General features: G+C 73.1%; 12 protein-coding genes. 3 read left to right on the top strand and 9 right to left on the bottom strand.

Features of this window, described 5'->3' with window-relative positions; genetic code table 11:
- The 3 genes from PSU4_RS22045 to PSU4_RS22035 all read right to left on the bottom strand — a co-directional run.
- Positions 1-635 (bottom strand): hypothetical protein (locus PSU4_RS22045; protein WP_147111723.1); only part of this gene is annotated, 635 nt, incomplete at its 3' end.
- 61 nt (positions 636-696) lie between these two features.
- Positions 697-1,857: a glycosyltransferase family 4 protein gene (locus tag PSU4_RS22040; RefSeq protein WP_186817112.1), complete on the bottom strand. Its 1,161-nt coding sequence runs from the start codon at positions 1,855-1,857 to the stop codon at positions 697-699.
- On the bottom strand, positions 1,850-3,388 hold the full coding sequence (locus PSU4_RS22035) for a sugar transferase (RefSeq protein WP_147111718.1): 1,539 nt from the start codon (positions 3,386-3,388) through the stop codon (positions 1,850-1,852). The genes PSU4_RS22040 and PSU4_RS22035 overlap by 8 nt, the downstream gene beginning before the upstream one ends.
- Before the next feature lie 472 nt (positions 3,389-3,860).
- Here PSU4_RS22035 and PSU4_RS22030 point away from each other — a divergent pair, with 472 nt between their 5' ends.
- The 3 genes from PSU4_RS22030 (at position 3,861) to PSU4_RS33190 (ending at position 9,579) form a co-directional block, all read left to right on the top strand.
- On the top strand, positions 3,861-4,895 hold the full coding sequence (locus PSU4_RS22030) for a glycosyltransferase (RefSeq protein WP_186817111.1): 1,035 nt from the start codon (positions 3,861-3,863) through the stop codon (positions 4,893-4,895).
- On the top strand, positions 4,892-6,028 hold the full coding sequence (locus tag PSU4_RS22025; RefSeq protein ID WP_147111712.1) for a glycosyltransferase family 4 protein: 1,137 nt from the start codon (positions 4,892-4,894) through the stop codon (positions 6,026-6,028). Before PSU4_RS22030 ends, PSU4_RS22025 begins: the two co-directional genes overlap by 4 nt.
- Before the next feature lie 161 nt (positions 6,029-6,189).
- Positions 6,190-9,579: a lipopolysaccharide biosynthesis protein gene (locus PSU4_RS33190; RefSeq protein ID WP_147111708.1), complete on the top strand. Its 3,390-nt coding sequence runs from the start codon at positions 6,190-6,192 to the stop codon at positions 9,577-9,579.
- Positions 9,580-9,868: 289 nt separating this feature from the next.
- Here PSU4_RS33190 and PSU4_RS22015 read toward each other — a convergent pair whose 3' ends face one another.
- The 6 genes from PSU4_RS22015 to PSU4_RS21990 all read right to left on the bottom strand — a co-directional run bounded on the left by PSU4_RS22015 (position 9,869) and on the right by PSU4_RS21990 (position 15,774).
- Entirely contained in the window at positions 9,869-10,681 is an 813-nt protein-coding gene (locus PSU4_RS22015; protein ID WP_147111705.1) for a polysaccharide deacetylase family protein, read from the bottom strand.
- A gap of 34 nt (positions 10,682-10,715) precedes the next feature.
- On the bottom strand, positions 10,716-11,777 hold the full coding sequence (locus PSU4_RS22010) for a glycosyltransferase family 2 protein (RefSeq protein ID WP_147111703.1): 1,062 nt from the start codon (positions 11,775-11,777) through the stop codon (positions 10,716-10,718).
- Positions 11,774-12,343, bottom strand: a complete 570-nt coding sequence (locus PSU4_RS22005; RefSeq protein WP_147111700.1) for an acyltransferase — start codon at positions 12,341-12,343, stop codon at positions 11,774-11,776. Before PSU4_RS22005 ends, PSU4_RS22010 begins: the two co-directional genes overlap by 4 nt.
- Positions 12,340-13,449 carry a DegT/DnrJ/EryC1/StrS family aminotransferase gene (locus PSU4_RS22000; RefSeq protein ID WP_147111697.1) on the bottom strand — a complete coding sequence of 370 codons (1,110 nt, stop codon included), beginning with the start codon at positions 13,447-13,449 and terminating at the stop codon, positions 12,340-12,342. The genes PSU4_RS22005 and PSU4_RS22000 overlap by 4 nt, the downstream gene beginning before the upstream one ends.
- On the bottom strand, positions 13,446-14,567 hold the full coding sequence (locus PSU4_RS21995) for a DegT/DnrJ/EryC1/StrS family aminotransferase (protein ID WP_147111694.1): 1,122 nt from the start codon (positions 14,565-14,567) through the stop codon (positions 13,446-13,448). The genes PSU4_RS22000 and PSU4_RS21995 overlap by 4 nt, the downstream gene beginning before the upstream one ends.
- 67 nt (positions 14,568-14,634) lie before the next feature.
- A complete protein-coding gene (locus PSU4_RS21990; protein WP_147111690.1) occupies positions 14,635-15,774 on the bottom strand; it encodes a Gfo/Idh/MocA family protein in 1,140 nt (379 codons plus the stop codon).
- Positions 15,775-15,778 lie beyond the last annotated feature (4 nt).

Raw genomic sequence — 15,778 nt, 5'->3', positions numbered from 1 at the left:
GGGGGCGGGGGCACGCGGCGGGCGGGGGCGGGCTCGGCCGCGGCAGGCTCCTGCCGGCGCGCACGCGCACGGGTCACGACCAGCGCCACACCGGCACCGATGAACAGTCCACCCGCGAAGACGACCATGAGCAGCTGGCCCTCGGGGATGCCGGCCGAGACGGCCGTTCCCGCGGCGGGCTGCGCGACCTGGAGCACGTACGGGCCCGACACCTGCTGGACCGTCGGCGTCGCCGCCGTGACCAGCGCGGTCGCGGCCGCCTCGGCGCCCTCGGGGCTCGTCGTCGTCACGGTGACGGTGATGAGGCTGGTGCTGGCGGTGGCGGCAGCGGTAACGGTGACGTCGGCCGGGCTGACGTTCGCGGCCTGCGCCGCGGGGGCCAGCCACTGCGTCTGCTTGAGGACCTCCGCCCCGATGGTCGCGGCCTGACCGCCCGCCAGCGACTCCCAGTACGAGGGCACCTGCTCGGCGGGCACCGTGGGCGCCGGCACGAGGGCGACCTGCGTGGTCGCGCGGTACGTCGGCTGCGCGGAGCCGACGACGAGGTGGGTCACGAGCAGGGCGAGGAGCGCGGTGACCAGTCCGGTCGCGGCGATCACGAGCAACGCCTTGCGACTGAGTCCCTGGTCGTTCACGTCGCCTCCTTATGGGTCGACGGTGAGGACGGTCGGTCGTGTCGTCCCAGGTGGGACGGGGTCAGACGCGCACCCGGCGTGAACCGGCCGCCTTCACGGCGAGGGCGTCGTCGTACAGGTCCGCCAGCCGACCCGCCCAGCGGCGGAGGTCGAAGCGATCCTCGGCGAGTCTACGGGCCGCCTCTCCGAGCTCCGCACGGCGTGCGTCATCGGTGAGCAGCGCGATGACCGCGTCACCGAGCGCGGTGGCGTCACCGGGGGCGACGAGCAGGCCGGTGCGGCCGTCGTCGACGATCTCGGGGGTGCCGCCGACGGTGGTCGCGACGGCGGTCAGGCCGCTCGCGGCGGCCTCGATCACGGCGGTGGGCAGCGCCTCGGTGAGGGAGGGCAGCAGAGCGAGCGTCGAGCCGCGCAGGATGGCGGGTACGTCGTCGCGGGAGCCGGCGAACACGACACCCTCGCCCGCGAGCGACTCCAGCGTCGCGCGGTGCTCGCCGTCGCCGACGATCAGCAGGACCGCTCCCGGCACGCGCTCGCGCACCGACGGCCACGCCCGCAGCGCGACCTCGTGGCCCTTGGGCTTGCGCAGGGCGGCGACGATCGTGACGACCGGCACGCCCGACGGCACGCCGAGGTCGGCGGGCAGCGGCTCGGGGACACCACCCGCGGCGGGACGGAACGACGACATGTCGACGCCGTTGTGCAGCACCCGCCACGACGGTCGGGGCGAGCCGTGGATGGCCTCGGCGGCCGCGCGGGCGGCCTCGGAGACGAAGATGAGGGAGTGGCCGCGGCCCGCGGAGCGGATCGCGAGCTTCTCCTTGGTCCGCGCCGGCAGGGCGCGGCCGTGGGCGGGCAGGTGGTGCAGCGTCGACAGCACCGGAACCTTGGCCAGCCGGGCGGCGAGCGGCACCAGGACCGACGACGTCCCCAGGTGGGCGTGCACGACGTCGGCGCGCGACTCGCGGATCTTCTTCGCGATCAGCGGGACGGCGTTGCGCTGGCGCATGAGCCTGATCCCGATGTAGCTGGGATCGAGCCCCGCGTCCTGCAGGACCGGGAAGCTCAGTGAACGTTCCGGGGTCGGTGGCGCGAGGGAGGCCACCGACATGTGCAGCCCGAGGTCGGGGGCGACCCCGTTGAGGGTGGCGAGCAGCCGCTCGGCACCCCCGTAGGCGAACGTGTCGATGATCTGCAGGACGCGGAGCGAACGGTCAGTCACGGGGAAGGGTGATCTCGTGGGTGATCTCGAGCGACGCCGCGGTGGGCGCGTCGCGGACAGCGTCGGGGTCGGGGACGCTGGTGTGCTGCGGGAGCCGCGGCAGCACCGTGGTGGGGGCGTCGTCCATCGGGGCCGGCGGGGCCGGGACCTCGGCGGGCGGGGACGGCACCGGCAGGACCGCCTCGGGGGCACGCTTCGGGACCAGCTGCGAGATCGTCCAGAAAGCGATCTTGACGTCGAGCCAGACCGACCACGACTCGGCGTACAGGTTGTCGAAGTGCGCGCGCTGGTGGATCGAGGTGTCGCCGCGCAGACCCTGGACCGCCGCGTAGCCGGTCAGACCGACGGGGACGCGGTGGCGGAACCGGTAGCCGGGGATCGTCTCGTTGAAGCGCTCGACGAAGTAGCCGCGCTCCGGGCGGGGGCCGACCAGGCTCATGTCGCCCTTGAGCACGTTGACCAGCTGCGGGAGCTCGTCGAGGCTGGTGGCGCGGATGAACTTGCCGACGCGGCCCAGGCGGGTGTCGGTGTCGATGTTCCAGCGGACGTCGCCCTCGCCACCGACCGGGATCAGCGAGCGGAACTTGAACAGGGTGAACGGGACGCCGTGCTGGCCGATCCGCTCCTGCTTGAAGATGACGCCCGGGCCGGTCTCCTTGCGGACGGCCGCGGCGATGACGGCCAGCACCGGGCTGACCATGACGAGCGCGACGGCGGAGACGGTGACGTCGATCGCGCGCTTGATGCGCCAGGCGCCACGGGGGTGGCTGATCGGGCGCAGCCGCTGCAGCGGGATCCCGTCGACCATCTCCGAGACCTTGTTGCGCTGGTGCAGCTCGAACATGCGCGGCACGACGTAGACCTCGGCGCCGGAGCCGGTCAGCTCGCGCACGGCGTCGACGACGGCGTCGTCGCGGTGGGCACCGAAGGTGACCAGGACGACGTCGATGCGGTGCTCGTCGACCAGCTGCGGCAGCAGCTCGACCGATCCGAGCTGCGGGCCGAGGTCGGCGAGCAGGGGACGGTCGTCGTCGACGAACCCGACGACGCGGATGCCGTACTGCAGGCCGTGGTCGAGGCTGCTGCCCAGCCGGGTGCCGGCCTCGTCGGAACCGACGATCAGGGCGCGCAGGTGGTCACGGCCGTCCTTGCGGCGGCGACGCACGACGGCGAAGGCCACGGTGCGGGCCAGGGTGAGCGCGACCAGCGCGGCGGCGCCGGTGAGCAGCACCTCGAGCGGGCGCGCCAGGCCCAGCGGGACGAGGACGGCGTCGGCCAGGACCGTCGGTACGGCGACGAGCAGCGCGGTGGCCGGCAGGTCGTCGAGGACGGACAGGGCGAAGCGCCAGGCGTTGCGACGGCTCACGAGGACGCCGATCGCGATGGCGGCGGTGACGGCCACGGCGGGCAGCGGCGCGAGCAGCCACGCCGACAGAGCGGCCACCGCGACGAGCGCGGCGACCTCGAGGCTGTTCACGATGACCGTGAACTTGTTGCGAGCCGCGCTGCCCCCGCGCGCATGCCTGCCCATCGCCGATGTGCTCCCCCCGGCGGACGGGTCCGTCGGCGGTGCCGTCGGACGCTTCGCCGAATCGAATACCTCGGTCAACTACGTTCCTCCTCGAGAAGGCTCCGGGCCCCCTTGCTGTGCGGCGCGTCTTCGACGTCCACACGACCCGGGCACTCACGACGGCCATCGCCGCTATCCCTAAAGACGTTTCACCGCCGGGGATGTTGCTTCCGGTTCCTGAACAACCCATCGGGCTAGTCGGTGCCCCCTTCAGTGGGGGTCTAGTCACGGTCGGTCTCCGGCGTACACCGTTCGGCCTACCCGTTCGGGCGATCGGCCGTATGCGCGGCGCGGCGCGGCCGGCCCGGGCGAATCCGCAGGTCGTCGCCGGATCCGCGGCAACGTGCCAGGTCGGCGTCGGGGCCGGGATCGCCCGGTCGGTGCTGCCGAGTACGGTCGGGCCGCCCCGACGAACTGCCGGAAGGTGGAGTCCGTGACAGACCCGGAAACGGTCGCGCAGACCGTGACGGAGACCACACCCGCCGCGGCGGGCGACCTGGTGACCGTCTTCGTCCCCGCGCGTGACGAGTCCGGCTTCATCGGAGCCTGCCTCGCGTCCGTCCGCGCCCAGGACCATCGCAACCTCCAGATCGTCGTGGTCGTCGACGGCGGCAGCCGCGACGACACCGCCGCCCAGGTCGCCGCGATGGCCGCCGAGGACCCCCGGATCGAGATCCACCGCAACGACCGCGGCGGCATCCCCGTCTCCCTGAACATGGCCGTCGCGGCCGCCCGCGGCCGCTGGCTCGTCCGCGTCGACGCGCACTCCACGGTCCCGGCCGACTACGTCTCCACCGCCGTCGCACTCCTGCGCGAGGGGGAGTGGGGCGGGGTCGGCGGCCGCAAGGACGGTCGCGGCGTCACCCCCGAGGGCCGTGCCATCGCCGCCGCCCTCGGCAGCCCCTTCGGCGTCGGCGGGTCGGTCTACCACCACGGCACCGAACGCCAGGAGGTCGACCACATCCCGTTCGGCGCCTACCCGACCGCGCTCGTGCGCGAGCTCGGCGGCTGGGACGAGAACCTCGTCGCCAACGAGGACTTCGAGTTCGACCACCGGCTCCGCCTCGCCGGCCACAAGCTGCTGTTCGACCCGTCGATGACGATCAGCTGGCACAGCCGCCAGACGGTCCGCGACCTCTACGAGCAGTACCGCCGCTACGGCCGCGGCAAGGTCGCCGTCGCGCTGCTGCACCCGAGGTCGATGCGCCCGCGCCACCTCATGGTGCCGGCGTTCGTCGCCTACCTGGCCGGCGCCGCCGCCGTCGCCCTCAAGCGCCCGGCGCTCGGCGCCGTGCTCGTCGCGCCCTACGCCGCCGCCGTCGCGGCCGCGTCCCACCGCACCGCCCGCGCCCTCGAACCCGGCGACGGCCGCCACGTCGCGCCCGCGTTCCTCGCCATGCACATCGGCTGGGGCATCGGCTTCTGGACGGGCGTCGCCGACGCCGTGAAGGAACGGGTGTCTCGATGAGTGCCCAGGACACCACGTCGTCGGAGGCCGCCGTCGAGCCGACCGGGCGGCGGATGCGGGTGCTGCTCGTCGGCAAGTCCTACCCCGACCGTGGCGGCATCCCCACCTTCCTGGAGATGCTGCGCGGCGGCGCGCTCGCCGAGCGCCACGACGTCCGCCTGCTCAACGTCGCCCACTCCGGCGTCCGTGAGGGCGGCAAGTTCACCACCGGCAACATCGGCCGCACCGTGCGCGACGCACTCGACGTCCGCAAGCACGGCCGCCGCGCCGACGTCGTCCACATCCACTCCGCGCTCGCGCCCGCCGTCACCGTGGTCCGTGCCGGGCTGCTCGCCCTCGCCGGCCGCAGCCGCGGCTGCACCGTCGTCGTCCACGCCCACGGCGGCAACATCCAGACCTGGCTGACGACGCCGCTGCGGCGCGCGATCATGCGCCTGGCGATGGCGCCCGCACACAGCGTCGTCGCCGTCTGGACCGCCGGCGAGACCGCGCTGCGCGACGTCCTGCCCGCGGGCAAGGTCACGCTGATCGACAACGGGGTGCCGCTCGACCGCGTCCCCGAACCCGGCGCCCCCAACGACCCGCCGCGCATCCTCTACGTCGGGCTGCTCACCCCGCGCAAGGGCGTCCTCGACCTCGTCGAGGCCTCCCGCATCCTGCGCGAACGCGGCGCCGACCACGAGCTCCACCTGCTCGGCGGCGCCCCCGACGAAGGCCCCGAGGCCGAGGCCGCCGTCCGCGACAACCTGCCGCCCTGGGTCACCCTGCTCGGCACCCGCGACCCCGCCGACATGCCCGCCGAGTACGCCGCCGCCGACATCTTCAGCCTCCCGTCCTGGTGGGAGGCCATGCCGCTGTCGATCCTCGAGGCCATGGCCGGAGGCCTGCCCGTCGTCGGCACCGACGTCGGCGACATCGGCCGCGCGATCGACGACGGCGTCACCGGCCGCGTCGTGCCCGTGCAGGACCCCGAGAAGCTCGCCGACGCCCTCGAACCCCTCGTGCGCGACGTCGCCGTCCGTCGCAAGATGGGTGCCGCGGGCCGGCGCCGCGTCGAGGAGCACTTCGCCGCCGACGTCACCGCGCGCAACCTCGACCGGCTCTACCAGGACCTCGACCACCGGAAGCGGTGACGCCCGCGGCGAGTTGGTCCGGCCGTCGCAACGTCGAACGGGCACGCCGTTACCCTGCTCGGGGTAACACTTCGCCGAGGCGATCCGAGGATGCCGAGTTGACCAGTGCACGTGGAACGGCCGTGGGCCGTCCCGTCGTCGCTCCGGCAGGGCGGTGCTGAGTGGCTCTCGGGAAGCACCGGGCGAGCGTCGCCACCACGCGGGAAGCGACGAGTGACCCGGACATCTCCACACTCGGCAGCACGCTCAAGCGCGGCGCCATGCTGTCGGCGCTCGCGCTCGGCCTCGTGCAGGTCGTCTCGTTCGTCCAGACGCTGATCCTCGCCCGCATCCTCGACCCGGAACAGATCGGCCTCTACGCGGCCGGCACCGTCCTGATGGGCTTCCTCCTCGGGTTCTCCGAGGGCGGACTGCGCGGGGCGCTGATCCAGCGCGAGGGCGACGTCGAGGACGCCGCCGACACCGTCTTCTGGGTCACCTTCGTCTCCGGTCTCGGGCTGGCCCTGCTGTCGCTCGCGACGGCGCCGATCGTCGGCATGGTGTTCAAGAGCGAGGTCGCCGGCACCATCGCCGCCGTCTCCTCCGGTGCCGTCGTCCTGCACGCGCTCACCAACGTGCCCGACGGCCTCATGCAACGCCGCTTCAACTTCAAACGGCGCCTCATCGTCGACCCCACCCGTGTGCTCGGCTACGCCGTCGTCACCATCGCCCTCGCCGCCCTCGGGTTCGGCGTGTGGTCCATGGTCATCGGCAACTACGTCGGCATCGCGATCTGGCTGTTCCTGAGCTGGCGCTACGCCCGCTGGCGCCCCGGCGTCGGCAAGTTCTCGTTCCCGCTCTGGCGCCAGATGGCCGCCTACGCGGCCCCGCTGCTCGTCGAGGGCATCGTCGACCGGGTCCGCACCGCAGCCGAGACCGCCCTCATCGGCCGCCGCCTCGACGCCAACACCCTCGGCCAGTACCGCTACGGCATGAGCCTGGCGCAGCTGCCGTCGCTGGTGATCGTCCAGATCGGCTCCTACGTCCTGTTCCCGGCGTTCTCCCGGCTGCAGTCCGACCCGCCGCGCTTCGCCCGCGCCGTCGAACGCGCCCTGCAGGTCACCTGGGTCGGCGCCGCACCCTTCGCCGGGCTGATGATCGCGGTCGGCGAACCCGCCGTCGTCGTACTCCTCGGCGAGAAATGGCGCGAGGCCGGCGTCGCGCTCATGGTCATGTCCGGCTACGGCGTCGGCATCGCGCTGCAGGCCGTCGGCAGCGAGGTCGTCAAAGCCGTCGGCGCGTCCAAGATGCTCAACTGGACGACCGCCACCAGCCTCGTGCTGGGCATCGGCTCGCTGGTCGCGCTGCTCCCGCTCGGCCTCATCGGCGTCGGCATCGCCATGTCGATCACCGAGATCGTCGTCGGCATCGTCGTGCTGATCCTGTCGCGGCGCGTCGTGAAGTTCTCCGTCGGACGCCTCGCCTGGATGCTCGTCCCGCCCGCCATCGCCGCCGCGATCGCCATGGCCGCGGTCTGGTGGCTCGACCGCAACGTCTTCGGTGCCGACGAGCACGGCGTCATCCTCGGCATCCTGCTGCTGATCCTCGAGACGATCATCTTCGCGCTGATCTACCTCGCGGTCCTCACCGTCATCGCCCCCAAGCTCGGCCGCTCCCTGATCGGCGCGGTGATGAACAAGGTCCGCCGCGGCGGTGGCGACGACGAGGACGACGAGGACGGCGACGAGGACGACAACGCCGGCGTCGGTTCGGGCCCCCGCCCCACCGGCCCCGATCGCGAGCTGGTCGGCGCCGCACCCGGCGCCTCCGAGATGACGATCCAGCTGCCGCCGATGACCGCCAGCGGCATGATCGGGCTCGCGCGCCAGGTCATCTCCGAAGGACTCGACGACGCGACCGTCCAGATGCGGCTCATCCAGCCCATGCCGACGGTCCGGTCCCGCAACCGCAGCGACCGCAAGCTCCCCCTCGCCCCGTTGCCGCAGCGCACCAGCGCCGACGACGGCCGCAACGCCACCGACGAGACCATCGTCATGAAGGCGGTCACACCCGACGGCCCGTCGCCCGCCGCCGCGGGACCGGCGCCCGCCGGACCGGTGGATGCGGAGAAGACCGTCACGACGCAGGCCGCGGGCAGCAGCGGTTCCGACCTGTTCGCGGCACCCGACGACTCCTCCCGCGACGCAACCGTCACCAGCGACGGCCGACGCTGGAGCGGACAGCTGGAGAGCCTGCGGCCGACCTCGGGCTCGGACCCGGCGAAGGGCGCCGCAGGGAAGCCTGACGCAGACGAGCCTGACGCAGCGAAGTTCGCCGCAGGGAAGCCTGACGCAGCGAAGTCCGGCGCAGGGAAGTCCGGCGCGGGCGTGCCCGATGCGGGCAAGCCGGGCCCTGCGGCACCTGCGACGTCCGGTCCTGCGGCGCGCGGCGACGCGACGTCCGGCGCCGCGAAGCCCGGCCCGGCCGCGGATCCGGAGGCGACCCGCGCCCAGGCGCCGGTGTCGCCGAAGCAGGGCGCCGACGCCGAGGCCACGACGGTCACGCCTTCGGTCACCCCGCCCCCGCCGTCCGGTGCGGCCGCGCCCCGGCGTCCCTCGCCGCGGCCGCGCCCCACCCCGCGCGACGACAAGGCCCAGCCGCCGGGGGACTCGTCGGCGACGGCCAAGGTCCCCGCGGCTCCGGGGAAGCCGGTTCAGCCGCCGAAGGCGACCGAACGGCCCACCGAGCAGAAGTCGGCGCAGCCGGGGAAAGCTCCCGGACCTGCCCCCGGCACGCCGGCGCAGGCCCCGGCCGACCGTCCCGCGCCCTCGCCCGCGAGCGGCCCCGCCGACGAGGAGACCCGGAAGCTGGCCGCCCGGCCTCCGCAGGGCCCGACGAAGCAGGGCCCGGCGAAGCAGGCCCCGGCGAAGCAGACCCCGACGAAGCAGGCCCCGACGAAGCAGGCCCCGACCCAGAACGGCCCGGCGCCGCACAGGCCGGGCTCGAACGGTGTGCCGTCCCGCACCGCTGGTCCCGGCGGAACCCAGGTGCCGCCGACGGGCCCGAAGACCGCACAGCCGAAGCCCGCCGGCCCGAGCGGCACACCGCAGACTCCCGGCCGACCGAACGGCACCACCCCGGGCGGGAGCCCGAACGGTGGCGGCCCGAGCAAGGGCAGCCCGAACAGCGCCCCGCCCAGGAGCAGCAGCCCCAACGGCGCCCCGCCCAGGAGCAGCAGCCCCAACGGTGTCCCGCCCACGAGCGGAGGCCTCAATGGCGTCCCGCCCACGAGCGGGCACCCCAACGGCGCCCCGCCGACGGGCACCGGGTCGAACGGCGCTCAGCCGCGGACACCGGTCCAGAAGGGCGCGCTGCCCGGAACCAACGGCAGCCGGCCCAACGCCGCCAACGGGAACGGACGGACAGACGGCACCTCCCGCGACGGCGGCACCCCGCGCGGGAGCAGCGCCGCCCGTGACGGCGGTGCCGACGAGAACGGCTCGGCTCCGCGCCGGCCCTCCCCGCGCCCTCGTCCGCGGCCGACCCCGCCGGACGGCAACCCCCAGAAGTAGTCCTTGCGCACGGACACCGGGCGTTCGTCGTGCGGGGGGCATGGGCGTCACGATCGGCGTGCAGGTCCCTGTTCCAGCGATCGCGACGGCCCAGCCTCGACGCGCGGCCGCCTCCCGCCGCGCGCAACCTCACTGCTGTCGCAAGCGCGAGCACGACCGTCAGGTTGCGCCCGGATTCCAGCAGCCACCACCACCGCCACCACCACACGCAGCCGCTCGGGCCCGGAGACGCGAATGCCCGCCTCGCGCGGCGAGACGGGCACCCGGCAGGACAGGGCTGCTGCTGAGGCTAGTACCACTCTTCCCAGCGGTCGTACGCACCACCGAGGGCGGCGCGGAAGATGCGGTCGTCGTCGAAGCGGGTCACGAAGGTACGAGGCACCGTCCCGGTGGGGCGGCGGTCCATCGACTGTGCGTAGACCGTCGTGTAGCCGGCGTCGGCGGCGGCGCGGCGCGCTGTCTCCGGCCAGTCCTTGGACTGCCCGAAGGGAATGGCGAACTCGGTGGTCTCGATGCCGAGCTTGGCGCGCAGGGCGGCCCGCGACGTCTCCAGCTCGTCGACGACCTGCCCGTGGGACAGCGTCGCGAAGTTGGGGTGGGTGACGGAGTGGCTCGCGATCGTCACGCCGCGGTCGTGGAGGCCCTCGACCTCGTCCCAGTTCAGGAAGTCCTCGTGGCCCTTCTTCCCGTCGGCGAACCCGCTGACGATGAACGCGGTCCACGGGATGTCGAGGGAGCGCAGCAAGGGCTCGACAGTCGTGAGGATGCTGCGGAAGCCGTCGTCGAAGGTCAGTGCGATGCGGCGGTCGCCGGGTGTCGGGTCGGTCGGCTCCGCCACGAGCTCGGAGGCGGGCACGAACCGGTACCCGGCGATGCGCGCCATCTCGAGCTGTCGACGGAGGCGCTGCAGGGAGACGTCGTTGAGCCCCATCTTGGGCATGCCGACCGTGTGGTAGCAGAGGATGCGGCTGGTCGGCGGCTTCGGCGTCGTCGCGCGTGCGATGACCTGCCGTTCCGCGTAGGCGCGGCCGCGGGCCGCCCGGTCGCGGGCGGCTTCGGTGCGCCACTCGGCGGAGTGACGGACGCGCTCGATGAGCGACACGGTTGTCCCTCGGCTTTCCGGAGATGAACGGCGATCAGATGCCGACGCGGACCAGGCGGGCGGTGCGGCCCTCCTGGCGGATGCGCCGGCCGGCCTTGCTCAGAACGGGTGGGCGGACGACCTGGCCCAGGGGGCCCAGCCAGCGGCGCAGTCTCAGGGTCCGCCATTCGGGCAGTGTCGTGACGTCGCCGGTGATCTCGGCGGCCCAGTCGGTCAGCAGCTGCGCGGCGTCGCCCAGCTCCCAGCCCTTCTCCTCGGCACGCTCGACGCGCAGCATCGCCTCGCGCGCGAGAGCGCGGCGCATGCGCTCGTCGAGGTCGTTCGCCTGGGTGTCGCCGAGGACGGTCCGGCCGTGGTCGAGCGTCGCGTCGAAGGCGAGCTTGCGCATCTTCAGGTCGGGCAGGCCGGCGTCCTTGTCGTAGTAGGCCTGCGACATGTTCGCGCCGTGCACCCGGAACCACGCCTGGTCGACGCCGGAGACGAAGGCGACGTCGGAGTAGAGGGCGAGCTTGAGCCACATGTGCAGGTCGGAGGTCTGGAGCATGCGGGCGTCGTACCCGCCGACGCGCTTCTGCAGCTCGGTGCGGATGACCGCCGACGGGGAGAACACAGGGTTCGAGCCGCGGCTGTAGACGCGCCGCAGCCAGGACTCGCTGGTGTGCACGACGGGTTTCCAGCGACCGGTGCGGACCTCGGGGCGCGGGTTGCCGGTGACCCAGCGGACGGAGTGTCCGTAGACGAAACCGACGTTCGGGTTGCGATCCATCACCTCGGTCGCACGCGCGAGGGCGCCGGGGGTGAGCTCGTCGTCGGCGGAGATCAGCAGTGTGTAGGGGGCCTGTGCCCAGTCGAGGATGCCCTCGTTGAACGTGATGATGTGGCCCTTGTTGGTCTCGTGGATCTGGGCTTCCACGCGCTCGTGCTGCGCGGCGAGCTCGCGTGCCACGTCGGCGCTGCCGTCGTCGGAGGCGTCCTCGATGATCAGTACCCGGACGTCGACGTCGTTCTGGGCCAGTACGCTGCGCACCGCCTCGGGCAGGAGGTGGCCGTACTTGTAGCAGGGGATGACGACGTCGACCTTCGGACCTTCGTTCATGCCTGGACGAGCCCCTTGTCGCTCTCGCGGTAGCGCTCGCCGCATTCGGTGCAGGTGAGCTCGCTGTCGAGACGGGCGCCGCAGCGGCAGACCCATCCCTTGTGGACGGCAGGATTACCGGCGACGAACGAGTGCGCAAGGACGTCGCGGGTGACGACGGCTCCGGCGCCGGCGAACGCGTACTCACCGATCTCCGTGCCGCACACAACGACCGTGCCCGCCCCGAGTGACGCTCCGCGCCGCACGAGGGTGGTGACCAGGGCGTCGGGGTCGACCTTGTTGGCGGCGCGGGGGCGCAGGTCGTTGGTGAACAGCACGTTGGGCCCGAGGAAGACGTCGTCCTCGCACGTGACGCCGCGGAAGACCAGGGTGCCGTTCTTGACGGTGACGTTGTCGCCGAGGGTCGCGCCGTCCTCGACGAACGCGCAGTCGCAGATGTTGCAGTCGCGGCCGACGCGGGCGCCGGGCAGGACGTGGGCGAACGCCCACACCCGGGTGCCCTCGCCGACGTCGTCGCTCTCGCACAGCCCCTGCGGATGCACGCGCACCCCGGCGACCGCGGTCATCGAACGACGGCCTTGGCCAGCGCCTCGACGACGCGCTCCTGCTGGGTCTCGGTGATGCCCGGGAACAGCGGCAGCGACAGGATCTCCCCGGCGAGGGTCTCGGAGGCGGGGAACGCGCCCGCGCCGTGCCCGAGGTGGGCGAACGCGCCGGTGAGGTGCACGGGCGTCGGGTAGTGGATGCCGGCGCCGATGCCGGCGGCGTGCAGGTCGGCGAGCACGCGGTCGCGCTCGGCGACGCGGACCACGTAGAGGTGCCAGACGTGCTCGTTGCCCTCGGCCGTGACCGGGGCGACGACACCGTCGACGTCGGCGAGCAGGCCCGCGTAGTGGTCGGCGGCGGCGCGGCGCTGCGCGTTCCACTCGTCGAGGCGGCGCAGCTTGGTCGAGAGGACGACGGCCTGCAGCGCGTCCATCCGGCTGTTGAAACCGACGACGGTGTGCTCGTACTTGCGGGGCGAGCCGTGCTCACCGAGCAGCCGGACCGCAGTGGCGAGCTGGGGGTCGGAGGTGAGGACCGCGCCTGCGTCGCCGTAGGCGCCGAGGTTCTTGCCCGGGTAGAAGCTGGTCGCGGCGAGTGCACCGAGGGTGCCGGTGGGCTCCCCGTGGCGACGCGCGCCCTGCGACTGCGCGGCGTCCTCGACGATCGGGACGTCGCCGACGGCGGCGCGGATGGCCTCGACGGGCGCGGCCTGGCCGTAGAGGTGCACCGGCAGGACGGCCTTGGTGCGCGACGTGACGGCGGCGCCGGCGGCAGCGGGGTCGAGCAGCGCGGTGGCCTCGTCGCAGTCGGCCGGCACGACGGTGGCGCCGGTGCGGGCCACGGCCTCGGCCGTCGCGATGAAGGTGTTGGCCGGGACGATGCACTCGTCGCCGTGGCCGACGCCGAGCGCGCGCAGGGCCATCTCGATCGCGTCGGTGCCGTTGCCGACACCGATGCAGTGCGCGGCGCCGGTGTAGGCGGCGTAGGCCTCCTCGAACTCCTTCACCGCCGCACCGCCGACGAACGCGGTGCGGGCGAGGACGGCGGCCCAGCCCTCGGCGACCTCGTCGGCCACCTGGCGGTGCTGGACGCCGAGATCGACGAGGGGAACGGGGGTGTCGGTCACGATGCTCCAGTCGGGACGGCGAGTGCGGCGGTCAACGAGCCGACGACGTGGTCCTGGTCGGACTCGGTCAGCTCGTGGTGCAGCGGCAGGATGATCGTGCGCCGCGTCAGGTACTCGGTCACGGGCAGCGGGACGTGCGGGTGCCCGTCGAAGGCCGGTTCGAGGTGGGAGGCCATGATGCCGCGCCGGGCGGAGACGCCGGCGTCGGCGAGTGCCTGCAGGACCTCGACGGAGTCGGGGGCGTTGTCGGGCAGGTGCACCCAGTACGACTGGAAGCTGCTGGTCCCGAACTCCGGGTCGCCTACGGCGCGCAGGCCGACCTCGCCCAGCAGCCCGGCGTAGCGGGCGGCGAGCTCGCGGCGCTGCACGATCAGGCCGGGCAGCCGGCCCAGCTGAACCAGGCCCATGGCGGCCTGCATGTCGGTCATCCGGTAGTTGAACGCCGTCTCGAGGTAGGCCTCGAGCTTGACCGTGTTGCCCGCGGCGTGCCGGTCGGCCGCGGAGACGGACATGCCGTGCTCGCGCAGCCGGCGCAGCCGGGCGGCCTGCTCGGCGTCGTCGGTGGTGACCATGCCGCCCTCACCGGTGGTGAGGAGCTTGCGGGGATGGAACGACCAGGCCGCGAGGGTGGCGCCGGTGCCGACCGGCGCGCCGCGCAGCGTCGACCCCGCGGCACATGCGGCGTCCTCCAGGACGGGCACGTCGCCCGCGACGGCGCGCAGCGCAGCGATGTCGGCGGGCTGGCCGCCCTGGTGGACGGCGAGCACGGCCTTCGTCCGCGGCGTCATGACCGCCGCCACCGAGGCCGGGTCGAGGTTGCCGTTGGACTCGCACACGTCGGCGAACACCGGGGTGGCCCCGACGTAGCGGACGCAGTTGGCCGTCGCGATGAACGAGAACGACGGCACGACGACCTCGTCGCCGGCGCCGACGCCCAGCAGGTGCAGCATCAGGTGCAGGCCGGTGGTGCAGTTGGACACCGCGACACCGTGCTCGGCGCCCACCGACGCGGCGAACGCCTTCTCGAACTCGGCGACCTTCGGGCCCTGTGCCACCCAGCCCGACCGCACGACCTCTGCGATCGCCTCGGCCTCCTCCTCGCCGAGGAGCGGCTTCATGACGGGGATCACGCGGACGCCCATCCGATGGCGACGCGGATGCGCCGGCCCGCGTTCGAGGCGGTACTCACACCGTCACCTCTCCGCGGCCGCGCCGTGCCTCGTCGATCGTGGTGGCGGGCGCGCCGCCGATGGGCCGGGGGGTCCGCTCGCGCACGATGTCGGGCACCGGGACGTACACCCCGTCCTTGGCCAGGCTCGTCGCGGCGGCCTCGAGCAGCGCCAGCACCCGCAGACCGGAGCGGCCGTCGGTGAACGGCGCGCGGTTCTCGGTGATCGAGTCACGGAACTCGACCATCACGCTGCGCAGCGCCTCGGTGTTGGCCAGTGCCGGCGCAACGGTGTCGCCGGTCCGGTAGGAGACGATCGTGCGGCCGCGGTTGTCCGGGCCGAGCGTCGTCGGGTCGGAGGTGTCGACGCCCCGGTCGTGCACCGACAGCCGCTGCGTCGGGTTGAGGTCGTCCCACACGATCATCCGGTTCGAACCGCCGACGATCATCGTGCGGATCTTGGTGGGGGACAACCAGTTGACGTGCACGTGGGCGAGCGCCCCGTTGGACAGCTGGATCGTGAGATGCGCGACGCACGCGTGGCCGGCGCCGACCGGGTCGGACCCGTGCGCGGAGACCGCGACGGGGAACAGGTCGTCGGGCAGGATCGCGTCGAAGATCGACAGGTCGTGCGGGGCGAGGTCCCACAGCACATCGACGTCCGGCTGCACCAGCCCGAGGTTGATCCGCACGGAGTCGAGGTACTGCAGATCGCCCAGCTCGCCGCTGCGTAGCCGGTCGCGGATGTAGCCGACCGGCGAGGTGTAGCAGTAGGTGTGGTCGAGCATGAGGATGCGGCCGTGCCTGTCGGCCGTCTCGACGAGCGCCTTGCCCTCCTCGAACGTCGGCGCCAGCGGCTTCTCGACCAACACGTGCTTGCCGGCCTCGAGGGCAGCGGTGGCGACGGCGAAGTGCGTGGCGGCCGGGGTGGCGATGGCCACCGCGTCGACCTCGGGATCGGCCAGGACCTCGTCGAGCGACGGGGTCGTCGTCACCGTCGAGTACTCACCGAGGACGGTGCGGGCTCGCTTCTCGTCGATGTCGCACAGGTACCGCAGCCGCAGGCCGGGTGTTGCCTGCGCGTTGCGCACCAGGTTGGGTCCCCAGTACCCGGCTCCGACGACGGCGATCCCGATCTGTGGGTTTTCGGTGGTCACGTTG

Origin of the sequence: Pseudonocardia sulfidoxydans NBRC 16205 (genome assembly GCF_007989085.1) — a bacterium.
Classification (GTDB): domain Bacteria; phylum Actinomycetota; class Actinomycetes; order Mycobacteriales; family Pseudonocardiaceae; genus Pseudonocardia; species Pseudonocardia sulfidoxydans.
Note: the sequence above shows the minus strand (reverse complement) of the source record. Positions and strands in the feature narration are given on the sequence as shown.